Source organism: Cupriavidus sp. GW822-FHT03E04 (assembly GCF_058801495.1).
Genome location: NZ_JBXANI010000011.1, coordinates 86,161 through 109,828, shown reverse-complemented (window position 1 = coordinate 109,828; position 23,668 = coordinate 86,161). Strand labels below are relative to the sequence as shown.

At 67.5% G+C, this 23,668-nt stretch carries 20 protein-coding genes; 9 read left to right on the top strand and 11 right to left on the bottom strand.

Annotation, left to right across the window (positions count from 1 at the left end; genetic code table 11):
- Nucleotides 1–4: 4 nt before the first annotated feature.
- Genes ehuD through AC1RQC_RS17420 form a run of 3 tightly spaced genes read left to right on the top strand, consistent with a single transcriptional unit; the run spans nt 5 to nt 2,747 of the window.
- Nucleotides 5–673 carry an ectoine/hydroxyectoine ABC transporter permease subunit EhuD gene (ehuD, locus tag AC1RQC_RS17430; RefSeq protein WP_492884134.1) on the top strand — a complete coding sequence of 223 codons (669 nt, stop codon included), beginning with the start codon at nt 5–7 and terminating at the stop codon, nt 671–673.
- Nucleotides 670–1,428, top strand: coding sequence for an amino acid ABC transporter ATP-binding protein (locus tag AC1RQC_RS17425; RefSeq protein ID WP_492371790.1), 759 nt, complete (start codon nt 670–672; stop codon nt 1,426–1,428). The genes ehuD and AC1RQC_RS17425 overlap by 4 nt, the downstream gene beginning before the upstream one ends.
- Entirely contained in the window at nt 1,425–2,747 is a 1,323-nt protein-coding gene (locus tag AC1RQC_RS17420; protein ID WP_492884131.1) for an NAD(P)/FAD-dependent oxidoreductase, read from the top strand. The genes AC1RQC_RS17425 and AC1RQC_RS17420 overlap by 4 nt, the downstream gene beginning before the upstream one ends.
- Here the strand turns inward: AC1RQC_RS17420 and AC1RQC_RS17415 are convergent.
- The 3 genes from AC1RQC_RS17415 to AC1RQC_RS17405 are packed head-to-tail and all read right to left on the bottom strand — an operon-like array spanning nt 2,744 to nt 7,130.
- The gene (locus AC1RQC_RS17415; RefSeq protein WP_492371788.1) at nt 2,744–4,003 is read right to left on the bottom strand and encodes an arsenic transporter; all 1,260 of its coding nucleotides are present in this window, start codon (nt 4,001–4,003) and stop codon (nt 2,744–2,746) included. The genes AC1RQC_RS17420 and AC1RQC_RS17415 overlap by 4 nt on opposite strands.
- Nucleotides 4,004–4,031: 28 nt before the next feature.
- A complete protein-coding gene (locus tag AC1RQC_RS17410) occupies nt 4,032–6,164 on the bottom strand; it encodes a penicillin-binding protein 1A (RefSeq protein WP_492884129.1) in 2,133 nt (710 codons plus the stop codon).
- Nucleotides 6,165–6,173: 9 nt separating this feature from the next.
- A complete protein-coding gene (locus tag AC1RQC_RS17405) occupies nt 6,174–7,130 on the bottom strand; it encodes an alpha/beta hydrolase (RefSeq protein ID WP_492830252.1) in 957 nt (318 codons plus the stop codon).
- Nucleotides 7,131–7,341: 211 nt separating this feature from the next.
- On the opposite strand from AC1RQC_RS17405, the gene AC1RQC_RS17400 reads away from it, so the two are divergent.
- The gene (locus AC1RQC_RS17400) at nt 7,342–7,605 is read left to right on the top strand and encodes a hypothetical protein (protein WP_492371785.1); all 264 of its coding nucleotides are present in this window, start codon (nt 7,342–7,344) and stop codon (nt 7,603–7,605) included.
- Nucleotides 7,606–7,634: 29 nt separating this feature from the next.
- Here AC1RQC_RS17400 and AC1RQC_RS17395 read toward each other — a convergent pair whose 3' ends face one another.
- A complete protein-coding gene (locus tag AC1RQC_RS17395) occupies nt 7,635–8,042 on the bottom strand; it encodes a VOC family protein (RefSeq protein WP_150985022.1) in 408 nt (135 codons plus the stop codon).
- Between the two features lie 216 nt (nt 8,043–8,258).
- Between AC1RQC_RS17395 and AC1RQC_RS17390 the strand changes: the two genes are divergently transcribed.
- The gene (locus AC1RQC_RS17390; protein ID WP_492884127.1) at nt 8,259–10,193 is read left to right on the top strand and encodes a sigma-54-dependent Fis family transcriptional regulator; all 1,935 of its coding nucleotides are present in this window, start codon (nt 8,259–8,261) and stop codon (nt 10,191–10,193) included.
- A 61-nt stretch (nt 10,194–10,254) separates the two neighbouring features.
- Here AC1RQC_RS17390 and AC1RQC_RS17385 read toward each other — a convergent pair whose 3' ends face one another.
- The 4 genes from AC1RQC_RS17385 to AC1RQC_RS17370 form a co-directional block, all read right to left on the bottom strand.
- A complete protein-coding gene (locus AC1RQC_RS17385) occupies nt 10,255–10,647 on the bottom strand; it encodes a DUF779 domain-containing protein (RefSeq protein WP_492811775.1) in 393 nt (130 codons plus the stop codon).
- Nucleotides 10,648–10,691: 44 nt separating this feature from the next.
- Complete coding sequence (adhP, locus tag AC1RQC_RS17380) at nt 10,692–11,720, bottom strand: alcohol dehydrogenase AdhP (protein ID WP_174424598.1); 1,029 nt, start codon at nt 11,718–11,720, stop codon at nt 10,692–10,694.
- A gap of 114 nt (nt 11,721–11,834) precedes the next feature.
- Entirely contained in the window at nt 11,835–13,355 is a 1,521-nt protein-coding gene (gene adh / locus AC1RQC_RS17375; RefSeq protein ID WP_492884125.1) for an aldehyde dehydrogenase, read from the bottom strand.
- A gap of 218 nt (nt 13,356–13,573) precedes the next feature.
- Entirely contained in the window at nt 13,574–14,521 is a 948-nt protein-coding gene (locus AC1RQC_RS17370; RefSeq protein ID WP_416050785.1) for a LysR family transcriptional regulator, read from the bottom strand.
- A 116-nt stretch (nt 14,522–14,637) separates the two neighbouring features.
- Between AC1RQC_RS17370 and AC1RQC_RS17365 the strand changes: the two genes are divergently transcribed.
- Nucleotides 14,638–18,198 carry an indolepyruvate ferredoxin oxidoreductase family protein gene (locus AC1RQC_RS17365; RefSeq protein WP_492884123.1) on the top strand — a complete coding sequence of 1,187 codons (3,561 nt, stop codon included), beginning with the start codon at nt 14,638–14,640 and terminating at the stop codon, nt 18,196–18,198.
- Nucleotides 18,199–18,286: 88 nt separating this feature from the next.
- Here AC1RQC_RS17365 and AC1RQC_RS17360 read toward each other — a convergent pair whose 3' ends face one another.
- Together AC1RQC_RS17360 and AC1RQC_RS17355 are read right to left on the bottom strand one after the other, a co-directional pair.
- Nucleotides 18,287–18,604, bottom strand: coding sequence for a YnfA family protein (locus AC1RQC_RS17360; RefSeq protein WP_492811770.1), 318 nt, complete (start codon nt 18,602–18,604; stop codon nt 18,287–18,289).
- Nucleotides 18,601–19,596, bottom strand: a complete 996-nt coding sequence (locus tag AC1RQC_RS17355; RefSeq protein ID WP_492884121.1) for a 5'-nucleotidase — start codon at nt 19,594–19,596, stop codon at nt 18,601–18,603. The genes AC1RQC_RS17360 and AC1RQC_RS17355 overlap by 4 nt, the downstream gene beginning before the upstream one ends.
- Nucleotides 19,597–19,804: 208 nt before the next feature.
- On the opposite strand from AC1RQC_RS17355, the gene AC1RQC_RS17350 reads away from it, so the two are divergent.
- Nucleotides 19,805–20,350, top strand: a complete 546-nt coding sequence (locus AC1RQC_RS17350) for a hypothetical protein (RefSeq protein ID WP_492371778.1) — start codon at nt 19,805–19,807, stop codon at nt 20,348–20,350.
- Nucleotides 20,347–20,844 carry a hypothetical protein gene (locus tag AC1RQC_RS17345; protein ID WP_492884119.1) on the top strand — a complete coding sequence of 166 codons (498 nt, stop codon included), beginning with the start codon at nt 20,347–20,349 and terminating at the stop codon, nt 20,842–20,844. The genes AC1RQC_RS17350 and AC1RQC_RS17345 overlap by 4 nt, the downstream gene beginning before the upstream one ends.
- Before the next feature lie 9 nt (nt 20,845–20,853).
- Here the strand turns inward: AC1RQC_RS17345 and AC1RQC_RS17340 are convergent, their stop codons facing one another.
- On the bottom strand, nt 20,854–21,789 hold the full coding sequence (locus AC1RQC_RS17340) for a LysR family transcriptional regulator (RefSeq protein ID WP_492884117.1): 936 nt from the start codon (nt 21,787–21,789) through the stop codon (nt 20,854–20,856).
- Nucleotides 21,790–21,906: 117 nt separating this feature from the next.
- Between AC1RQC_RS17340 and AC1RQC_RS17335 the strand changes: the two genes are divergently transcribed.
- Nucleotides 21,907–23,427, top strand: coding sequence for a CoA-acylating methylmalonate-semialdehyde dehydrogenase (locus AC1RQC_RS17335; protein WP_492884115.1), 1,521 nt, complete (start codon nt 21,907–21,909; stop codon nt 23,425–23,427).
- Nucleotides 23,428–23,668 lie beyond the last annotated feature (241 nt).

The window sequence follows — 23,668 nt, the reverse complement described above, 5'->3', positions numbered from 1 at the left end:
TCCCATGGATGCCAACTTTTTCCAGCACGCGCAGGAGTTCCTGCCGATCTTGTTGCAGGGCGCGGTGGTCACCGTCGAGGTGACCGTCCTCGCCTTTGTGCTCAGCAGCTTGCTCGGGCTGGCGCTGGCGCTGATGAAGCTGTCGCCTGCGCGTACGCTGTCGTGGGGCGCGTCCGGCGTGATCAACGTGATCCGCGGGCTGCCCATCATCGTGCAGCTGTTCTACATCTACTTTGTGCTGCCGGATGCGGGCATTCACCTGACGGCCTTCCAGGCCGGCGTGATCGGCCTGGGCATCGCTTACTCTGCCTACCAGGCTGAGAATTTCCGCGCCGGCATCGAGGCCGTCGACCCGGGCCAGCGCGAGGCCGCGCAGGCCATGGGCATGCGCCCGGCGCTGGTGATGCGCCGGGTGATTTTGCCGCAGGCGTTGCGCATCTCGCTGCCGCCGTACGGCAACACGCTGGTGATGATGCTTAAGGACTCGTCGCTGGTGTCCACCATCACGGTGGCGGAGATGACGCGCGCGGGCCAGCTGATCGCCTCGTCCACATTCCAGAACATGACGGTGTACACGCTGGTGGCGCTGCTCTACCTGCTGATGAGCTTGCCGCTGGTGTTCGGGCTGCGCCGGCTTGAGCGTCGCCTTGGCGTGGGGAGGAAAAAGCCATGATCCGGATCGACAACCTGCAAAAGTACTTCGACGACCACCACGTGCTGCGCGGCGTGAGCCTGCATGTCGACGCGGGCGAGGTAGTCTGCCTGATCGGCCCGTCCGGCTCCGGCAAGTCCACCGTCCTGCGTTGCATCAATGGGCTGGAGTCCTACGAGGGCGGCGAGATCCGTGCCTTTGGCGAGCGCGTGGACCGCGGCGGCAAGGACATCCACCGGCTGCGCAGCCGCATGGGGATGGTGTTCCAGCGCTTCAACCTGTTCCCGCACCGCAGCGTGCTGGAAAACGTGATGGAAGGCCCGGTGTACGTGAAGGGCGAGAGCCGGGACAAGGCGCGCGGCGAAGCCATGGAACTGCTGGAAAAGGTCGGCCTGGCCGCCAAGGCGCAGGCCTATCCGCCTCAGCTCTCCGGTGGACAGCAGCAGCGCGTGGCGATTGCCCGCGCGCTGGCGATGCGGCCCGAAGCCATGCTGTTCGACGAGCCCACCTCGGCGCTCGACCCGGAGCTGGTGGGCGACGTGCTGGAAGTCATGCGCAACCTGGCGCGCGAGGGCATGACGATGATCGTGGTGACGCACGAGATGGGGTTCGCGCGGGAAGTGGCGGACCGTGTGTGCTTCCTGCACAGCGGGACCATCGTTGAGGAAGGCGCCGCCGCGCAGGTGCTGGGCGCGCCCAGCCACGCCCGCACGCAGGATTTCCTGCGGCGCGTGTTGCACAAGCCAGTGGAAGCCGCGGGGGACCTGGCGCTATGACCTCCAGCCAGTTCACGGCAAACCGGCCGGCCCCGGCCACCGCGATGCCTTTGCCGTCCTCCCTGTGGGCGGCTACGGCCCCGCCTGCGCCGCCCACGCCCGCGCTGCGCGAATCGCTCGCCACCGACGTGCTGGTCATCGGCGGCGGCTTCACCGGCCTGTCGACCGCGCTGCACCTGGCCGAGGGCGGCGCGCGCGTGTGCGTGCTGGAGGCCAACGAGCCGGGCTGGGGCGCGTCCGGGCGCAACGGCGGCCAGGTCAATCCCACGCTCAAGCATGATCCCGACGAACTGGTGCGCCTGTTCGGCGCCGCCCGGGCCGAGCCGTTGCTCGATGCGGTGTCGCGTTCGGCCGACCTGGTGTTCGACCTGATCGCGCGTCACGGCATCGATTGCCAGCCCGTGCGCAGCGGCTGGCTGCAGCTTTCCTATTCACCAGGCGCCGTACCCGCCATGCACGCGCGCGCCGAGCAATGGGCGCGCCGCGGGGCGCCGGTGGAAGTGCTGGACCGCGCGGCGGTAGCACGGCGCGTGGGCACGCAGGCCTTCGCCGGCGGCTGGCTGGATGGGCGCGCTGGCGCCATTCAGCCGCTGGCCTATACGCGCGGGCTGGTCAGCGCCGCGCAGCAGGCGGGCGCCACGGTGCATGGCGGCACCCCGGTGACGGCGCTGGTGCGCCAGGGCACGCACTGGGTGGCGACGACTTCCTTGGGCACCACGGTGACGGCCACGCAAGTCGTGATCGCCACCAACGGCTACACCGGCCCGCTGTGGCCCGGCCTGGCGCAAACGGTACTGTCGGCCAACAGCTTCATCGTGGCCACGCAACCGCTCCGGGATGCCGAGGCGCACGGCATCCTCACGCAAGGCGAGACGGCATCCACCTCGCAGCGGCTGTTGCTGTATTTCCGCAAGGATGCGCTGGGGCGCCTGCTGATGGGGGGCCGAGGATTCTTCGCCGATCCGCGCGGGCCGCAGGACTTCGCACACCTGGAGCGCTCGCTGGAGCTGCTGTTTCCGCAACTCGGTCCGCTCTCCTACGAGTACCGCTGGGCTGGGCGTATCGCGATCACGCGCGATTTCATGCCCCACGTGCATGAGCCCGCGCCGGGCGTCGTCATGGCGCTGGGCTGCAATGGGCGGGGCATCGCGCTGTGCACCAGCCTGGGCCAGCATATCGCGGCACGGCTGGCGGGCAAGGGCGGGGATTTCCCATATCCCATCACGCCCGTGGCCGGGATACCGCTGCATGGCCTGCAGCGCTTCTACATTGCAGCGGGGGTGGCCTGGTACAGCCTGCTCGACAAGCTGGGCGCCTAAAGCAGCAGCGTGGCCAGGGCCGGCACCAACGCCAGTGGCATCACCAGCGCGCCGATGCGCAGGAACTGCAGCGCGCCGACGTGATGGCCCTCGCGCCGCAGCGCGGTCAGCCATAGCAGGGTCGCCAGCGAGCCCGTCACCGACAGGTTGGGCCCGAGGTCGATGCCGATCAGCACCGCGTCGGTGACCTGCGTGGAGGCATGGCTGGCCGCCAGCGCCGAGGATGCGAACAGCCCGGCCGGCAGGTTGTTGACCACGTTGGACACCAGCGCCACCGTGCCGCCGGTTACCCAGACACCGGCCGTGGGCGACTGTTGCGACAGCGCCTGCACGACGTGGGCGAGCTTGCCGATCAGGCCGGTCTGCTCCAGGCCCGCCACCAGCACGAACAGCCCTGCCACCAGCGGCAGCACGCCCCAGGAAATCTCGCGCAGCGCCGGCAGGCACAAGCCGGGCCGGCAGGCGCAGACCAGCAGCAGCGTCGCCACGCCGGCCAGGCAGGTCGGCCAGCCCAGGTCGGCGCCCAGCAGCGAGGCCGTCAGCAGCACCAGGCCCATGACCACGATGCCGGCGGCGGTCAGCTTGGCCTCCAGCGACAGCGGCGGCACCGGCACGTCGGTCGCGATGCGCTCGCGCAGCGCGTCGCGCTGGGTCCAGTAGAGCGCGGCGAAGGTGGCCACGATGGCCACCAGCGATGGCAGCGTGAAGCGCGCCAGCCAGCCCATCAGCGACGGCATGTGCTCGCCGAAGATGACCAGGTTGGCGGGGTTCGAGATCGGCAGCACGAAGCTGGCGGCGTTGGCGATGAACGCGCAGCTGTACAGGTAGGGCAGCGGATGCTTGACCTTGGCGGCGCGGGTGGCAGCCAGCACCGCCGGCGTGAGCACCACGGCGGTGGCATCGTTGGACATGAACACGGTGACCAGGGTGCCGAAGCCATAGACCAGCAGGAACAGCCGACGTGCCGATCCGCCGGCCTGGCGCACCGCCACGCCCGCTACATGGTCGAACAGCCCGGTCTTGCGCGCCAGTTCCGACACCAGCATCATGCCGCCGAGAAAGAGGTAGACGTCATACCCGCGCGCCACGGCGGCCATGGCATCGGGCACGGCAAGCAGGCCGGTGACGCACAGCAGCAGGGCGCCAGCTACCGCCCAGAAGGCCTCCGGGAGCCGGAACGGCCGCGTGATGACGCCAATGGTGGTGGCGGCTGCCACCGCCCAGATCAAGGGGCCGCTGTATGGGGAGAATGGCATCGGAGCCTTGCTTGTGGCGGGTGGTGGTTCAGGTTGTGGGCTGCGACGCGCGGGGCGGCACCCCGGCCGGGGCAGGGCTCAGCGCTCTGACGGACTCGGTGCCGCCGGTGGTGCCCGCGGTGCTTGTCACGCCGGTCGCACTGGTTGCACTGGTCGCGGCGGTAGTGCCGCTAGTGCTGCTAGTGCCACCACCGCCGCTAGTGTCGGTCAGTGCCGTCGCCGCCCCCGGATCGGCGTCCGCCGGCGCGGACGGGAAGCCAAGCGCGGCAATGCCGTGGCTGCCGTCGGCGTATTCCGGGTAGACCCAGTCGTCGCCGTTGCGCACGAGGTTCTTGGGCGCAACGAATTCCGCCTCGGGCTGGCCCGCCAGGCGGCCTTCCATATAGCTGGCCCAGATCGGCAGGGCCGTGGTGGCGCCAAACTCGTGCCGGCCCAGGCTGCGGTTGTCGTCGAACCCCATCCACGCCACCGTGACGATGCCAGACGCGTAGCCGGCAAACCAGCCATCGACCGAATCGTTGGTGGTGCCGGTCTTGCCTGCCACGTCCGCGCGCCGCAGGTAGCGTTCCAGGCCTGCGCCGGTGCCGCTGGTCACCACGCTGCGTAGCAGGCTGTTCATCACATAGGCATTGCGCTCGGGAATCACGCGGTGTGGCTGGGGTTCGCTGTCGGCGGTAAACAGCACGTTGCCCGCGCCGTCGCTGATGCGCTCGATCAGGTAGGGCTCGGTGCGATAGCCTTCGCTGGCGAAGACGCCATAGGCGGCGGCCAGCCGCAGCGGCGTGGTGGTGCCGGTGCCCAGGGCCATCGGCAGGTAGCGCGGCAGGCGCTGCTCGGAGAAGCCGAACTTGCCCGCATAGTCAACCGCATAGGGAATGCCGATAGCCTGCAAGGTCCGGATGGCAGGCAGGTTGCGTGACTGCGCCAGCGCCTGGCGCACGCTCACGGCGCCAAGGAAGCGGCCATCGTCGTTGCCCGGCTGCCAGCGCGACGAGGCATCCAGCGGCGCATCGTTGATCAGCGTGGTGGCCGACACGCCGCGCTCGAGCGCGGCGGAATAGATGAACGGCTTGAACGTCGAGCCCGGCTGGCGCAGCGCCTGCGTGGCATGGTTGAAGCGGCTGGTGGCAAAGTCCGCGCCACCGATCATGGCTTCGATGGCGCCCGATTTGCTGTCCAGCGAAACCAGCGCGGCCTGCGGCGCTGCTTGCTGGCCATGGCGCTTGCCATACTGGTCCAGGCCCGCGTGCACGGCCTCATAGGCCAGGCTTTGCCGCACCGACGATACCGTGGTGTAGACATTGAGGCCGCGGGTATAGGCGGCCTCGCCAAAGCGGTCGTAGGCGAGCTGGCGGGCCAGCTCCGCCACGTACTCGGCGTGCCCGTCAAAGCGGCCGTTATGCGAGCCGGCCACCTTCAGCGTTTCCGCGCGGGCCGCCTGGTACTGCTGGTGCGAGATCATGCCGAGCGCTTGCATGCGCCCCAGCACATATTGCTGGCGCAGCTTGGCGCGCGGGAAATTGACCACGGGATTCATGGTCGACGGCGCCTTGGGCAGGCCGGCCAGCATCGCGGTTTCCGCCAGCGACAGCGCATCCAGCGGCTTGCCGAAGTACGCCTGCGCTGCGCTGCCAAAGCCATAGGCATGCTCGCCCAGGTAGACCTGGTTCATGTACAGCTCGAGGATGCGGTCTTTCGGCAGGGAGCGATCGATCTTCCAGGCCAGCAGGATTTCATACCATTTGCGCGAGAGCGTTTTCTCGCGCGACAGGTAGAAGTTGCGCGCCACCTGCATGGTGATGGTGGAGGCGCCCTGGGCGTAGCCCTCGCCGATATTGGCGAGCGCGGCGCGGAAGATCCCGGGGACATCCACGCCGGCGTGCTGGTAGAACTGATCGTCTTCCGCCGCCAGCAGCGCGTTGGACATCTGCTTGGGCATGCGCTCCAGCGGGACGAATTCGCGGTGCTCGTTGCCGAACTCGCCAATCAGCACGTTGTCGCTGGTAAAGATCCGCAGCGGCAGGTCGGGGCGGTAGTCCCGCAGCGCATCGACGGCGGGGAGTTGACGAAGGCTCACCACGGCGGCGAACCCAACTAACAGGGTGGAGGCTGCAGCCAGCGCCAGAGTGACGCTTGCTGCCTTTACAACGACTCTTTTCATGCGCGCATTCTACCTTGGGGCGAAGATCGGGAAGCCGGGCATGCCATCCGGGGCTTGCGCCGCTGCCGGCTCCACGCCATCGGCCCGGGGCACTTCCGGCGTAACCGGCCGGGCGCCGGGCCGGCCCACCTGCTGTGCGAACTCCGCCAGCGCGCGCCAGGTCTCGGGCTGCTCGATGATGGTGAAATGGTTGGTGCCCGGCATCATCTGCTGCGCTACGTGGCCGGGCCAGGCCGCGATCAGGCGCTCCGAGCATTCGTGGGGCACTACCTCGTCGACCTCGGCCAGCAGCACCTTGGTGCTCTGCACCACCTTCTTGCAGTGGGAGATCGAGTCGAAGTGATGGCGCATCAGTTGCCGCAGCGGCACCAGCGGGAAGCGCTTGCGCACGATCTCCAGCAAGGAGTCGTAAGGCGTGATCAGCTGCAAGCTCTCGAAATCCTGCAGGTCCGCCAGCTGGATGGCTACGCCGGTGCCGAGGCTGCGGCCGACCACATGCACGCGCGTGCCGGGGAACCTGCGGCGCAGGTGCAGCAGGAACTGGCTGGCGTCCGCCACGGCGGCTGCTTCGGAGGGCTGGCCGTCCGAGTGGCCCAGTCCGCGGTAGTCCATGGTGGCAAAGCCCACGCCCGGCGGCAGCCAGGCCAGGTATTGCATGGTGTCCAGTACATCCTCGCCGCGCCCTGGCAGGTAGAACAGCAGGTCGCGCGCGGTTTGTGCGTTCCGCACGGTTTCCCCGGTTTCCGCGTCCTGGACGCCTTGGGCGCCGTAGACATAGCCGCGCAGGAAACCGCCCGGCACTTCGTGCGAGTAAGCGGAAATGCCCTCGGGCAGGTCCCGCGGCGGGCGGCGGCGAGCGTCGAACAGCAGCCTGTCCTGGTTCAGCGTGAGGTAGGTCCAGTAGCAGGTGAAGCCGCCTGCGGTCAGCAGGACGGCGGCGAGGGCCTTGCGTGAATGGGGTGGCATGAGGTTCGGAGGGTATGTTCTGCCTGGCTTTACAGCGCAATGCGTGGGGGCGTTTCCTGGCGCTTCCTGGTGTTTCCCGGCGTCCCCCGGATCATTTTACGGGGGGGCACGGCATTCGACCGGGCAACCCGTGCGCAAGTTCTTGTCCGATTCTTGTACGATACGCCTCACATCAATGGCGGCCGGTGCGGCCGCGCACGGAGCCAAGGGCATGACCGAACAAAACGACCAGAAAGACCAGCAAAACGACCTAGATAACCGCGCGGAAGAAGCCCAGGCGATGGAGCGTGTCGTCAACGCCACCCGCCAGGTGCAGGTGGCCTTTACCGCGCTGCAGGGGCAGTTTGCGCCGCAGGGCAGCGGCAAGCCGTCAAAGATGGCGCTGCAGACCTTCGATGCGTCGCTGCAGGCGCTGGAAGATGCGCAAGCAGCATTTGACGACGTGCTGAACGACCTGCTCGACGGCAAGCGTTGATTCCGGAGGGCGCCGCTTGCGGCGCTCACTCAGTGTGCTGGATAGGCCGCCACTTCGATCAGGTTCCCGTCCGGGTCCCGGCAATAGACCGAGGTCATCGGGCCGAGCGCGCCGGTGCGCGCCGCCGGTCCTGCCTCGATCGGCACATGGTGCGCAATCCAGTGCGCGATCACGCTCTCCAGCGTGTTGTGGGTGATAAAGCAGAGATCGTCGCTGCCGGTGGTCGGGTGAACGCCGGTGAACCACGCCACGGTGTCCGTATCGATCGGGCGCAGGTTGATCTTCTGCTGGCCAAAGCGCACCGAGACCCGCTTGCCGGTGCGCGATTCGAAGTCCTCGCGCTGCATGCCCAGCACGCTCTCGTACCACGCCGCGCTGGTCTCCACGTCCTTCACATTCAGGACGATATGATCGAAGCGATCTATCACAATGCTCATCGTGCGCCTTCCGAGGGAGTGAAACGGCAGAGGCCGGGCGCGCAGCGCGCGTGCGGCAAACATGTACTTTACACCCGACTTCCGGGTGGGGCGTGCGCGTTGCGCGGCCGGCATGTGATAAGGTTTGGCGGCAAGGTCGCCATGCCGCCAGACGGGCCGGCACGAAAGACGGCCTGACCCGGCCACGCCGGGATCCAGAACAGGAGACCTGCCGCCATGAGCAGCACGCTTGCCAGCCGCGCCGCAACGCCGGACGCCGATCCGGAGCGCCGCATCCTGATTGCCCGCGCGCACGCGCGCTCCACCAGTTTCGGCCTCGAAGCCACCCATGCGGCGGACTATCAAACGCTGGGCACGCGCGCGCTGCACGAACTGGTCGACACCAACCAGATGCTGTACAAGCACGCGCTGCCGGTCATGGAAACCCTGCACGCGCAGATCGCCAATACCGAGAGCATGGTGCTGCTGACCGACAGCGGCGGCGTGATCCTGCACAGCCTGGGCGACGGCGATTTTGCCGACCGGGCCAGGCGCGTGGCCTTGGCGCCGGGTGTCTCGTGGGCGGAGTCGAGCAAGGGCACCAACGCCATCGGCACGGCGCTGGCCGAGGCCCAGCCCGCGGTGGTCCACGCCGACGAGCATTTCCTGCGTGCCAACCGCACGCTGACTTGTTCTTGCGTGCCGATCTCCGGGCCGTTTGGCCAGGTGCTGGGGGCGCTCGACGTCAGCGGCGATCATCGCGGCTTCCACAAGCACACCATGGCGCTGGTGCGCATGTCGGCGCAGATGATCGAGAACCATCTGTTCGCCACGCATTTCACCGATGCCGCGCTGGTGCGCTTTCACGCGCGGCCGGAGTTCGTCGGCACGCTGTTCGAAGGCATGGCGGCGTTCTCGGCCGATGGGACCTTCCTGGCGGCCAATCGCAGCGGGCTATTCCAGCTCGGCATGTCGCCCGATACGCTGAACCACCAGAGTTTTGCCGCCTTGTTCGGCATGCCGCTGGGCACCGCGCTCAAGCAGGGCGTCGATGCGTCGGGCCAGTTGCTGACGCTGACCCTGCCAAGCCGTGTGCTGGTGTTCGCGCGGATGTCGCTGCTCGCGCCGCCGCGCCGCGCGCAGGCCGCGCGTGCACCCAAATCGGCAACCACCTCGGCGCTGGCCGCTCTCGATACCGGGGACGCCCGCATGGCCGCCGTGCTGCAGCGGGTCGACAAGGTGCGCGGACGCGATATTCCCATCCTGGTGCTGGGCCGCACCGGTACCGGCAAGGAGTGGCTGGCGCGCGCCATCCATCGCGATTCGCCACGCGGCGCCGCGCCATTCGTGGCCGTGAATTGCGCGTCGATCCCGGAGTCCCTGATCGAGGCGGAGCTGTTCGGTTACGAGGACGGGGCCTTCACCGGCGCGCGGCGGCGCGGCAGCCCGGGCAAGCTGGTGCAGGCGCACGGCGGCACCTTGTTCCTTGACGAGATTGGCGACATGCCGCTGGCGCAGCAGGTGCGGCTGATGCGGGTGCTGCAGGAGCGCGCGGTGACCCCGCTGGGCGGCGCCCACGCGATTCCCGTGGATTTGCGCATCATCTGCGCCACCCACCGCGACCTGCGCGCCATGATCGCGGCAGGCACCTTCCGCGAGGATCTGTACTACCGCATCAATGCGCTATCGGTGACGCTGCCGGCGCTGCGCGAGCGCACGGACTTGCCGGTGCTGGTGCAGCGCATCCTGACGCAGCAACTCGCGCAGGCGGAGCATGGCGAGCACGGTGACGCGCATCCAACCCGCGTTGCCGCGGACGTGCTGGCGCATTTTCAGCGCCATCCCTGGCCGGGCAACCTGCGCCAGATGGTCAACGTGCTGCGCACGGCGGCCATCATGGCCGAAGGCGAAGAAGAGATTCGCGTGGAGCATCTGCCGGAGGATTTTGAGCGCGAGCCAATGTTCGCGCAGGACAGGGACGCCGCGCCAGCCTTCATGCCCCCAACGCCGGTGATGCCAGTGACGTCCGCCGGTACCCCCGAGCGCTTGCGCGATCGGGAAGCCGCCATGATCCACCAGGCGCTGGCGCGCCACGGCGGCAATGTCAGCCTGGCCGCGCGCGAGCTTGGCCTGTCGCGCAATACGATTTATCGGCGATTAAAGCGTGGCTAAAGCGTGGCTAAAGCGTGGCTAATGCGCGGCTAATGCGCAGGTTTCACGTCATGCCGGCGCTTCACGGCGCCGGCTCCCGCTCCAGCCGCGCCGCCTCTTCGTCGCTGAACAATTCGGAGCGCGTCAGGAACCGCAACCCGGTCGGCCCTTCCAGCGAAAACATCCCGCCCGATCCGGGCACCACGTCGATCACCAGCCGCGTGTGCTGCCAGTACTCGAACTGCGCACGCGTCATGTAGAACTTCGCGCCACCGATCTCGCCGAGGCAGACATCGGCCTCGCCAATGATCAGGTCGCCGTCCGGGTAGCACATCGGCGCGCTGCCGTCGCAGCAGCCGCCCGACTGGTGGAACATCAACGCACCGTGCCGCGCGCGCAGGCGCTCGATCAGTGCCAGCGCGGCAGGCGTGGCGACGACGCGCTGCACGGCGTCAGGTGACTGGGGGGCGGGCATCGGGCGGCTCCTTGCCTTCAGATGGCAACTTCAGATAGCAAACGTCAAGCAGCAAAGTCCATCACGACCCGGCCTTCGATATCGCCGGCGCGCATGCGCGTGAAGATCTCGTTGATCTTCTCCAGCGGCGCGGTGGACACGGTCGCCTTGACAGCCCCATGCGCGGCGAAGTCGAGCGACTCCTGCAGGTCGCTGCGGGTGCCGACGATGGAGCCGCGGATGGTAATGCCCTTGAGCACCACGTCGAAGATCGGGGTGGGGAAGTCTCCCGGCGGCAAGCCGTTGAGCGCCACTGTGCCGCCCCGCCGGACCATGCCGATCGCCTGGCCGAATGCCTTGGGCGATACCGCCGTCACCAGCGCGCCGTGCGCGCCGCCGATTTCCTTCTGCAGGAACGCCACGGGATCGGTGGTGCGCGCATTGACCGTGACCTCGGCGCCGAGCTTGCGGGCGAGTTCGAGCTTCTTGTCGTCGATATCCACCGCCGCGACGCGCAGCCCCATGGCGCGTGCATATTGCACCGCCACATGGCCAAGCCCGCCGATGCCGGAGATCACGACCCATTGGCCGGGCCGCGTGTCGGTCACTTTCAAGCCCTTGTAGACGGTCACGCCGGCGCAAAGGATCGGCGCGATCTCCACGAAGCCCACGCTGTCCGGCAGCAGGCCCACGTAGTTAGGATCGGCTACCACGTATTCGCCATAGCCGCCGTTGACCGAGTAACCGGTGTTTTGCTGCTTCTCGCACAGGGTTTCCCAGCCTTGCAGGCAGTGCTCGCAGTAGCCGCAGGCGCTATACAGCCAGGGCACGCCGACGCGATCGCCTTCCTTCACGCGGCTCACGCCCGCGCCTACCGCCGAGACATAGCCCACGCCTTCGTGGCCGGGAATAAAGGGCAGGGTCGGCTTGACGGGCCAGTCGCCTTCGGCGGCATGCAGGTCGGTGTGGCATACGCCGGAAGCTTCAATCTTGACCTGGATCTGGCCGCGCCCGGGCTGCGGCACGGGCACTTCATCGATCGTGAGCGGGGCGCCGAACTCGCGCACCACGGCGGCTTTCATCATCGCTGTCATCTCGACTCCTGATTCTGTTGGCAAGGACGCCCGCGCCGCGCGGCGGTAAGCCGGCGGGGGGGCGGGCGCCATGCCGATCATGTCATGGGCGCGAGCGCCCATTCTTGCGCTGTATCAAAAGAAGCCGAGCGCGTTCGGGCTGTAGCTCACCAGCAGGTTCTTGGTCTGCTGGTAGTGGTCCAGCATCATGCGATGGTTCTCGCGCCCGATGCCGGATTGCTTGTAGCCGCCAAATGCCGCATGCGCCGGGTAGGCGTGATAGCAGTTGGTCCACACGCGGCCGGCCTGGATGCCGCGGCCCATGCGGTGCGCGCGCGCGCCGTCTCGCGTCCATACGCCGGCGCCTAGTCCGTACAGCGTGTCATTGGCGATTTCCAGCGCTTCCTCCTCGTCCTTGAACGTGGTCACCGACACCACCGGGCCAAAGATCTCTTCCTGGAAGATGCGCATCTTGTTATGGCCGGAGAACACCGTGGGCTTGACGTAGTAGCCGCTCGCAAGGTCGCCACCCAGCGCGTTGCGCTCGCCGCCGATCAGGCATTGCGCGCCTTCCTGCTTGCCCAGGTCGATATACGACAGGATCTTCTCAAGCTGCTCCTGCGAAGCCTGCGCGCCGATCATGGTGGCCTTGTCGAGCGGGTGGCCTTGCTTGATCGCTGCCACGCGCTTGAGCGCGCGCTCCATGAAGCGCTCGTAGATCGACTCCTGGATCAGCGCGCGCGACGGGCAGGTGCAGACCTCCCCCTGGTTCAGCGCGAACATGGCGAAGCCTTCCAGTGCCTTGTCGAAGTAGGCGTCGTCGGCGGACAGCACGTCTTCGAAGAAGATGTTGGGCGACTTGCCACCCAGTTCCAGCGTGACCGGGATCAGGTTCTGCGAGGCGTACTGCATGATCAGCCGGCCGGTGGTGGTCTCGCCGGTAAAGGCGATCTTGCTGATGCGCGAGCTGGAGGCGAGCGGCTTGCCTGCCTCGAGCCCGAAGCCGTTGATCACATTGAGCACACCCGGCGGCAGCAGGTCGCCGATGATTTCCATCAGCACCAGGATCGAGGCCGGCGTCTGCTCCGCGGGCTTGAGCACCACGCAGTTGCCGGCGGCCAGCGCGGGCGCGAGCTTCCACGTGGCCATCAGGAGCGGGAAATTCCACGGGATGATCTGGCCGACCACACCCAGGGGCTCATGGAAGTGATAGGCCACGGTGTCGTGGTCGATCTCGGAGATGCCGCCTTCCTGCGCACGGATGCAGCCGGCGAAGTAGCGGAAATGGTCCACCGCCAGCGGCAGGTCGGCCGCCGTGGTTTCGCGGATGGGCTTACCGTTGTCGATGGTCTCGGCCACCGCCAGCGTGACCAGGTTGGCCTCGATGCGCTCGGCGATGCGGTTCAGGATGTTGGCGCGCTCGGTGGTGGAGGTACGGCCCCAGGCGCCCTTGGCGCGGTGCGCGGCGTCCAGCGCGGCGTCCACGTCCTTCTGGTTGGAGCGCGGCACGCGCGTGAAGGGCTTGCCGGTGACCGGCGAGATCGCTTCAAAGTACTGGCCATCGGCCGGGGCCACCCAGGCGCCGCCGATATAGTTTTCGTACTGTTCCTTGTAGGGATACGCAACGCCCAGCTGGGCGATTTCCGCCATGTTCATGTCTGTCTCCGTCTCGTGATGTCTGTCGTGCCGCGTTGTTCGCGCACAAGCATCCATCCGCAAAAGCTGTGCCTGGCGGACACGGCGCAGCGAGAACGGCGAAACCACGTAAAACCTGGCAAGCAGGGGGCTATGCAGGCGGCCGCCAGTGTGCCGCGGTGCGCCAAGGTGTACCAATCTGGAGCAGCGTGTGGCGCCTTGGCACAGGGGATTGCCGCCTAGCTGCCGCTGGCATGGATCAGGAACTCCCGCAGCGCATCGGCTGGCTTGTCCAGCTTGCGCCCCGGTTGCCACAGCAGCCCCAGTTCCATGTCCGGCACGCCTTCGGCGATCGGCCGCGCCTCGATCTGCTTGCCTTCCAGCGACCACGGGCGGTACACCATGTCGGACAGCACGGTCACGCCAAAGCTGTGCGCCACCAGCCCGCGCAGCCCCTCCATCGAACTGGTGCGAAACGCGATCGATGGCGCCAGCCGCTTGCTGCGCCAGTAGCGCAGCGTGGAGCGCTCGCCTTCATCCACCGTCAGCAGGATGTAGGGATGCGCCGCGATGTCCTTCAGCGTCAGCCTGGGCAGCGCCAGCAGGGGATGCGACGGCGACGCCCATAGCTGGCGCCGCGAGCGGATCAGCGTGTGATGGGCAAAGCGTTGCAGCCTCTCGATATTGGACAGCAGCCCGATGCCAAGCTCGATCTCCCCGGCCAGCACCGCGCGCTCGATGCCGGGGCGGTCCATGTCGTGCAGGTCGAAATCGATATCCGGGTAGTTGGTGCGAAACCGCGCCAGCAGGCCCGGCAGCAGGTAGCCCAATACCGTGTAGGACGCCGCCAGGCGCACCGTGCCGCTCAGGTTGTGCGCCTGGAAGCGCGGCTCGCGCAGGGTGTCCTGCACGGCGTCCAGGATTTGCCGGGCGCGCTGATGCAGCCGGTGACCCTCCGCCGTCAGGGCCACGCCGTGCGGCAGGCGGTCAAAGAGGCGCACGCCAAGCTGCTGCTCCAGCATCAGCACGGCATTGGTAATGGCCGATTGCGACACATGCTCGGCCGTGGCGGCCATGGAGAACTGGCCGGTCTCCGCCGCCGCGGCGAAATAACGGAACTGCCGCAGGGTGATTTCCTTGGCGATACGCTGCCCGCCGTCTTCCTTCCCATGCCGCTCTTTCGCCATATGCCACTCCGCTATGTGTTTTTCGGATACCAGCTCTCTGAATTCATGATTTTACGATATCGGCCAGCCTTCCTACACTCAGTGACAGCCCACAAGAGCACACGGAGACAGCATCGATGAATGCCCCCCTATCCTCAGCCCAGCAAGATGCGCTAGCGTCGGTTTCCCTTGACGATAAATACACCCTGGAAAAAGGCCGCGTGTATCTTAGCGGCACCCAGGCGCTGGTGCGCCTGCCCATGCTGCAAAAGGCGCGCGACCTTGCCGCCGGACTGAATACGGCGGGCTTTATCTCCGGCTACCGCGGCTCCCCGCTGGGCGGCGTGGACCAGGCGCTGTGGAAGGCCAAGAAACACCTGGCCGCCAGCGACGTGGTGTTCCAGCCCGGCGTGAACGAAGACCTGGCCGCCACCGCCGTGTGGGGCACCCAGCAAGTCAACCTGTTCCCGGACGCGACCCGCGACGGCGTGTTCTCGATGTGGTACGGCAAGGGCCCGGGCGTGGACCGCTCCATCGACGTGCTCAAGCACGCCAACTCGGCCGGCTCCGCCAAGCACGGCGGCGTGCTGCTGCTGGCGGGCGACGACCACGCCGCCAAGTCGTCCTCGGTGGCGCACCAGTCCGAGCACGTGCTGCTGGCCTCCGGCATTCCGGTGCTCTATCCGTCCAATGTGCAGGAATACCTCGACTACGGCCTGCATGGCTGGGCCATGAGCCGTTACTCCGGCCTGTGGGTGTCGATGAAATGCGTGACCGACGTGGTGGAGTCCACCGCCTCGGTGGAGGTCGATCCTGATCGCGTGCGGATCGTGCTGCCGGAGGACTTCGCCATGCCCGAGGGCGGCCTCAATATCCGCTGGCCAGATCCGCCGCTGGCGCAGGAAGCCCGCCTGCTCGACCATAAATGGTATGCGGCGCTGGCCTATATCCGCGCCAACAAGCTCAACCGCGTGGTGCTGGATTCGCCCAACGCGCGCTTCGGCATCATGACCGCCGGCAAGGCCTACCTCGACGTGCGCCAGGCGCTGTCTGACCTGGGCCTGGGCGACGATACCTGCCGCCGTATCGGCATCCGCGTGTTCAAGGTGGGCTGCGTGTGGCCCCTGGACGCGCACGACGCGCGCGAGTTCGCCACTGGCCTGGAAGAGATCCTGGTGGTGGAAGAAAAGCGCCAGATCCTCGAATACGCGCTCAAGGAAGAACTCTACAACTGGCGCGATGATGTGCGCCCCAAGGTCTACGGCAAGTTCGACGAGCGCGGCAACCACGGCGGCGAATGGTCGCTGCCGCGCGGCAACTGGCTGCTGCCCGCGCACTACGAGCTATCGCCCGCGCTGATCGCCAAGGCCATTGCCACCCGGCTGGAAAAGAGCGACCTGCCCACCGACGTGCGCGAGCGCATCGCCGCGCGCGTGGCGCTGATCGAGGCCAAGGAGCGCGAAGCCGCGCGCCCGCGCATCTCGGTGGAACGCAAGCCCTGGTTCTGCTCGGGCTGCCCGCATAACACCTCCACCCGCGTGCCCGAAGGCTCGCGCGCGCTGGCCGGCATCGGCTGCCACTATATGGCGATGTGGATGGACCGCAATACCGACACCTTCAGCCAGATGGGCGGCGAAGGCGTGGCATGGACCGGGCAGATGCATTTCACCGGCGAGAAGCATGTATTCGTCAACCTGGGCGACGGCACCTATTTCCACTCGGGCCTGCTGGCGGTCCGCGCGTCCATCGCGGCCAAGGCCAATATCACCTATAAGATCCTGTTCAACGACGCCGTGGCGATGACCGGCGGCCAGCCGGTGGACGGCGTGCTGACGGTGCCGCAGATCGCGCACCAGGTGCTGGCCGAAGGCGCCAGCAAGATCGTGGTGGTCACCGACGAGCCCGAGAAATACGGCGACGGCGGCATGCTGCCCGCCAGCGTGACCGTGCACCACCGCGACAAGCTCGATGAGATCCAGGTCCAGCTGCGCGATACCGCCGGCGTCACCATCCTGATCTACGACCAGACCTGCGCCACCGAAAAGCGCCGCCGCCGCAAGCGCGGCACCATGGCCGACCCTGCCAAGCGCGCGTTCATCAACGACGCGGTCTGCGAAGGTTGTGGCGATTGCTCGGTCAAGTCCAATTGCCTGTCCGTGGAGCCGCTGGAGACGCCGCTGGGCACCAAGCGCAAGATCAACCAGTCCTCCTGCAACAAGGACTTTTCCTGCGTGAACGGTTTCTGCCCGAGCTTTGTCACGGCTGAGGGCGCACAAGTGCGCAAGCCGGCCGCGGCGGGCGGCAAGGGTGCGATCGCCGATTTCAGCGCGCTGCCGCAGCCGGCGCTGCCCACGCTGGAGCGGCCCTACGGCGTGCTGGTAACGGGCGTCGGCGGCACCGGCGTGGTCACCATCGGCGGCCTGCTTGGCATGGCTGCCCACCTGGAGCAAAAGGGCGTGACCGTGCTCGACATGGCCGGCCTGGCGCAGAAGGGCGGCGCGGTGATCAGCCATGTGCAGATCGCCCCGACCCCGGCCGCGCTGCACGCCACCCGCATCGCCACCGGCGAGGCACGGCTGGTGATCGGCTGCGACGCGATCGTCTCCGCCTCGCCTGAGGTCTTGTCCAAGACCCGGGTCGACGTGACGGCAGCCGCCATCAACAGTGCCAATACGCCTACCGCAGACTTCATCAAGAACCCGAACTGGAAATTCCCGGGCGCCTCGGCCGAGCAGGACCTGCGCGCCAGTGTCGGCGACGCCTGTGCCTTTATCGATGCCAATGCGTGGGCCGTGAAGCTGCTGGCCGATTCGATCTACTCCAACCCGCTGCTGCTGGGCTTTGCCTGGCAAAAGGGCTGGGTCCCGTTGCGGCGCGATAGCCTCGTGCGTGCCATCGAGCTGAACGGCGTATCGGTGGAGAAGAACCTGCTGGCCTTCGACTGGGGCCGCTATCTGGCGCATCACGGCGAGGCTGCGCTCGCAGCGCAATTGCAGACCACGCCGCGTGCCCAGGTAGTGGCCATGCCGGAGACGCTCGACAGCGTCATCCGCCAGCGCGAAGCCCTGCTCACGGCCTACCAGAACCCGGCGTACGCGGCCCGGTACCGCGCCGCAGTCGAAAGCGTGCGCGCTGCGGAGAAGCGCGTGGGCGCCAACCCGCGCTTGCCGCTCGCCGAAGCCGTGGCGCGCAACCTCGCCAAGCTGATGGCCTACAAGGACGAGTACGAAGTCGCCCGCCTGTACGCCGACCCCGCCTTCCTGGACAAGCTGCGCGCGCAGTTCGAAGGCGAACCTGGCCGCGACTACCAGCTCAGTTTCCACCTGGCTCCCCCGCTGCTGGCAAAGCGGGACTCGCATGGCCACCTGGTCAAGCGCCGCTTCGGCCCGGCCATGCTGACCGCCTTCCGTCTGCTGGCACGCGCCAAGGGCTTGCGCGGCACCGCCTTCGACGTGTTCGGCAAGACCGCCGAGCGACGCGCGGAACGCAAGCTGATCGAGGACTACATCGCGATGGCGGCGGAGTTCGGCGCGACGCTGAATGCGGACCGGCTGGATACGGCGGTGGCGCTGGCGAGCTTGCCCGACGACATCCGCGGCTTCGGGCATGTCAAGGAAGCCAATATGGAGAAGGCGGCGGCGCGGCGGGTGGCGCTGCTGGCGCAGTATCGCGGGGCGGCGGCGCGGGTCGCGGCCTGAGCGGCGCGGGCGCAATGGCTGGCTGGGCGCGGATCGGGAGGGCGGGCGCTAGCCGTAGCGCAAGCGCTCCATCACGCTCCGCGCTGCTTCAACGCGGCTGAAAAACAATCATCGCCATCCCGGCAATCGCCACCGCCACCCCCGCCAGATCCCAGTGGCTAGGCTTCACCCCATCCACCAGCCAGAGCCACAGAATAGCCACCGCAATATAAATGCCGCCATAGGCCGCATAAACCCGCCCGGAAGCATCCGGGTGCAGCGACAGCAGCCAGGCGAACAGCGCCAGCGACAGCGCGCCTGGCACCAGCAGCCACACGCTGGCCCCCTGGCGCAGCCACAGGTAGGGGAAATAGCAGCCCAGGATTTCCGCGCAGGCCGTGATGAGGTAAAGGGCGAAGGTCTTCATGCGGCGCTGATGGGTGCGTTGCCGGCCTGGCCGGCGGCATCGGTGTCGTCGTTCCTGGCGCGCTTGCGCGCGGGCCTGCGTTTGCCGCCGCCCAGCTCACCACCTTTGTATGGCACCCGCCCCGACGGCACCACCGCCGACGCCAGTTCCACATGCCCTTCCTGGTCGTCGAAGAACATATGCGCGCCGAACGCCTGCAGCACTTGATCCTTAGGCAAGCCGCCGAGGAAAAAGGCTTCATCGATGCTGACGTTCCACGCGCGCAGGGTATGCACCACCCGTGTGTGCGCCGGGCTGTTGCGCGCCGTCACGATGGCGATGCGCACCGGGCATTTCCCGGGCGGGAAGTGCGACTGGATCTCCGCCAGCCGGAGCAGCAGCTTGGCGAACGGCCCTTCGGCCATGGCCTTGTGGCGGTGTTTTTGCTCATGCCGGACGAAGGCTTCCAGCCCTTTTTGCTTGAAGATCTGCTCGGACTCCGGCGAGAACAGCACGGCATCGCCGTCAAAGGCTATACGGATCTGGCCGGCGGGGGCGTGATAGTCGGCGGGCGCGGCGTACAGCTGGGCCGCGGCCACGCCGCCGTCGATGGCGGCCTGCACGTCGGTGGCCTCGCGCGAGAGGAACAGGTCCACCTTGAAGGCTTGCAGGTACCGCGAGATCGATTCGCCGCCGGTGAATGCCGCGCGGGTGATGTCGAGCCGGTGGGTCTCGATGGCGTTGAACGCGCGCAGCCCGGTGTCCGGTGAATTGCGCGAGATCACCACGACCTCGACCAGCCTTCGGTCCGGGATCAGGTGATTGAGTCCGAGCAGCGCCTGCACCAGCGGAAAGGCCGTGCCCGGCAGGAGGGGTTCGTCCTCATGCTGGCGCTGGTAGGCGGAGTAGGACGCCACCCCCTCGGATTGATAGATGCCGTTCTCGTGCTCGAGGTCGAACAACGCCCGGGACGAGATGCCGATGACGAGTTTGTCTGTGAGATCGTAGGCCATGCCGCAGTATAAAGGCAGACGATTCGGTGCTGGCGACGCGCCGGGTGGATGCGCCGCTCACCGGATGCATCCAGCGCACGCTGTCGTTCTTACAATCTTTGACATTTCTGCGCTTTGCGACGCAAGTGCGCGCGCGTATGCTGGCCCGCATTTGCGAATGCGCCGGGCATGCCGGGCATAGCCTTCCCCGATTTTCCATCCCCCAACGATGACTCCTGATTCCCTCCGCGCGCGGCCCGGGACCGGCCTGCGCGGCCCGGCCGCGCTTGCCGCCGCGATTGCCCTTTGCTTATCCGCCACGGGCTGCAGTTCCTTGCTGAGCGAGGGCACGGCGGCCGGTGCGGGCATTGCCGGCGCCAGCATTGCCGGTGCGCTGACCGACAACGCGGCGGTGGCGACCGGCATTGGCCTGGGTGTGCAAGCGGGCGCCAGGGCCGCCTTGCAGTACAGCCAACGCAAAATCCACGCGGCGGCGCAAGACCGCATCGCCATGGCCGCCGGCCCGCTGGCGGTGGATGCGGTGGCGGACTGGAGGACCGATCACGCCGTGCCGCTCGAGCCTGCGGAGCATGGCCGGGTCACGGTCAGCCGGGAGATCGGCGGCAAGTCCCTGCAGTGCAAGGAGATCGTGTTCTCGGTGGACGACGAAGCGAAATCCAGCGCGTTCTATATCGCGGCGATCTGCCGGGACGGCCAGACGTGGAAGTGGGCGTCGGCGGAGCCGGCGACCGAGCGGTGGGGGGCGCTGCAATGAGCGGCCCGCACCGGTTGCGGGTCATCGTGCCCGTGCTTGCGGCCGCCCTGGCCACTGGCTGCTCGTCGGTCGGCGACCTGACCGGCGCGGTGGCCGGCGTGGCGACCGGCGCGGTCACCGGCAACCCGGCCCTGGCCGCCGGCGTGGCCATCGGCGTCAGCGCCGCCACGGATGCCGGCGCCAAATACGTCTTGCGCAACTGGCAGCAGGCGGAGCAGGACAGCATCGCCGCCACCATCGGCGCCATGCCGGTCGATGCGCAGCAGCGCTGGGAAATCCGCCACCCCTTGCCCTATGCCAACGAGCATGGCTGGGTGCGGGTGGTGCGCGTCATCCGCACGCCGCTGACGGAATGCCGGGAGGCGCTGTTCTCGGTGGACGACGACGCCAGGCAACAGCGCGCCTGGTTCCTGACCACCGCCTGCCGGCAGCCCACCGGCTGGAAATGGGCGGCGGCGGAGCCGGCGGTGCCGCGCTGGGGCAACCTGCAGTAAGGCCGGGCTTCAGCCCATCGTGAAGCCATCCTTCAGCGTCTCGCGCAGGTAGTCCACAAACACGCGCACGGCGCGCGGCAGGTAAGGGCTGTAAGGGCGGATGGCGAACAGGTGGTCGCCAAAGGCCCCCGCCGGGCGCCAGTTGGGCAGGACCTTGACCAGCCTGCCGGCGGCCACGTCCGCCTGGGCGGTGAAGTCCGGCAGCAGGGCGATGCCCAGTCCGCCCAGCGCCGCCTCGCGCAGGGCCTCGCTGTTGTTGGCGGCAAAGCTGCCGTGGATGGCCACGCTGCGCCGGGGGGCGGCGCCGCGCAGGGGCTCGAAGCTCCAGGTGGGCGATTCGCCCCGCCGGAAGTAATGCAGGCAGGCATGCTCGGCCAGTTCCTCCGGGGTTTCGGGCGAGCCATGGCGCTTCAGGTAGCTGCGCGTTGCCACCAGCACCGTGTTCGTGCGGCATAGCGTCCAGGCGATATGCGTATCCGGCGCTACCGAGGCATGCCGGATCGCCAGGTCGAAGCCCTCCTGCGCCAGCGCGGTGAACTTGTCGGAAAACTCCATCTCGATCCGCACCTCCGGATAGGCCTTCAGAAAGGCTGGGATGCGCGGAACGATCTGCTGCCGGCCCAGCGCCACTGGCGCCGTGACCCGCAGCAAGCCGCGCGGCTCGCCGGCAAGATCGCGCACGCCTGCAAAGCTGCGCTCGATGTCCGCGAAGGCGTTGCGCGTGGCGTCCGCGAGTTGCTGGCCCGCTTCGGTCAGCCGGACGCTGCGGGTAGTCCGCTGCACCAGCGGCACCCCGGCGCTGCGCTCCAGCTCCGCGATGCGCTGGCTCATGGCCCCCTTGCTCAGGCCCAGGCGCACGGCCGCGGCCGTGTAGCTGCCAAGCTCACCCAGCACGACCAGCGAGTAAAGGTGCGCCCAGTTGGGTTCTTTATTTTCGTCTTCCATCGCGGCATTGTTTACTTTGCTAAACAATGAGTCAAGCCGCGCGGCATTGATGGGGGAAGGGGCCGTGACTACACTCGTCGCATTGGCTAATCCCTCTCTTTCCTTGAAGGCAGCAACGTGAAGACTCCCATCGCATACACCGAAGGCGGCCAGCTCGGCCACTACATCAACGGCAGCCGGGTTGCCAGCGCCAGCGGACGCGCGCAGGATGTCTTCAATCCCGCCACCGGCGCCGCCGCGCGCACCGTGGCGCTGGGCTCGGTCGACGAAGCCGGCAGCGCGGTTGCCGCTGCGGCCGCGGCCTTTCCGGCCTGGGCGGACACGCCCCCGATCCGCCGCGCGCGGGTCATGCAACGCTTCCTGCAACTGATGAACCAGAATCGCGACACGCTCGCGGCGATGATCACGGCGGAACACGGCAAGGTCTTTTCCGACGCGCAGGGCGAAGTCTCCCGGGGCATCGACATCATCGAGTTTGCCTGCGGCATCCCCCAACTGCTCAAGGGCGACTACACGGACCAGGTCAGCACCGGCATGGACAACTGGACGCTGCGCCAGCCGCTGGGCGTGGTGGTTGGCATCACGCCGTTCAACTTCCCCTGCATGGTCCCGTGCTGGATGTTCCCGATCGCGCTGGCGGCCGGCAACACCTTTGTGCTCAAGCCCAGCGAGCGCGATCCCAGCGCCAGCCTGTTCATGGCGGATCTGCTGACCGAAGCCGGCTTGCCGGCCGGCGTGTTCAACGTGGTGCAGGGCGACAAGGTCGTGGTCGACGCACTGATCGAACATCCTGACGTCAAGGCAGTGAGCTTTGTCGGCTCTACCCCGATCGCCCAGTACATCAGTGAGCGCTCGGCGCATTTCGGCAAGCGCGTGCAGGCGCTCGGCGGCGCCAAGAACCACCTGGTGGTCATGCCCGACGCGGACATCGAACAAGCCGTGGACGCCTTGATCGGCGCCGGCTACGGCTCGGCCGGCGAGCGCTGCATGGCGATCTCGATCGCCGTGCTGGTGGGCGATGTCGCGGACAAGATCCTCCCGCTACTGGCCGAGCGCGTGAAGGCACTGGTGATCGGCAATGGCATGAACGCCGAGGCCGAGATGGGTCCCATCGTCACGCGCCAGGCCCTGGAGCGGATCGAAGGCTACGTCGGCATCGGCGTGGAGGAAGGCGCCACGCTGGTGGTGGACGGACGCGATTGCCGCGTGCCCGGCCATGAAGCGGGCTTCTTCACGGGCGGCACCTTGTTTGACAACGTGACCCCCGCCATGCGCATCTACAAGGAAGAAATCTTCGGCCCGGTGCTGGGCTGCGTGCGCGTGAAGGATTTTGCCCAGGCCGTGCAACTGGTCAACGACCATGAGTTCGGCAACGGCGTGGCCTGCTACACCAGCGACGGCGGCGTGGCGCGTGAGTTTGCGCGGCGCATCCAGGTCGGCATGGTCGGCATCAATGTGCCTATCCCGGTGCCGATGGCCTGGCACGGCTTTGGCGGATGGAAGCGCAGCCTGTTTGGCGACACCCACGCGTATGGCGAGGAAGGCGTGCGCTTCTACACCAAGCAGAAGTCGGTCATGCAGCGCTGGCCCGACAGCATCGGCAAGGGCGCCGAGTTCGCCATGCCGACGGCGAAGTAATTTTCGGGTAACTACACCGGATGCATCAGGTCCGGTCAGCCCCACTGATTGCAGTTTGAGGGTGCTGAGTACCCGCCTCATCAGGCGCGCTTTGCGTTGAGCCACGCTGGAAGCACCCGGCATGATCATCGTCCCCGCCGGTTTTTGCCGCGTCCGGGCAATCGATAGGCGCGCCGGCGATACGCCAAGCCCATCTGCCACCACTTGCAGCCGGCGTGCCCGTCCCCACAGCACATTGCGC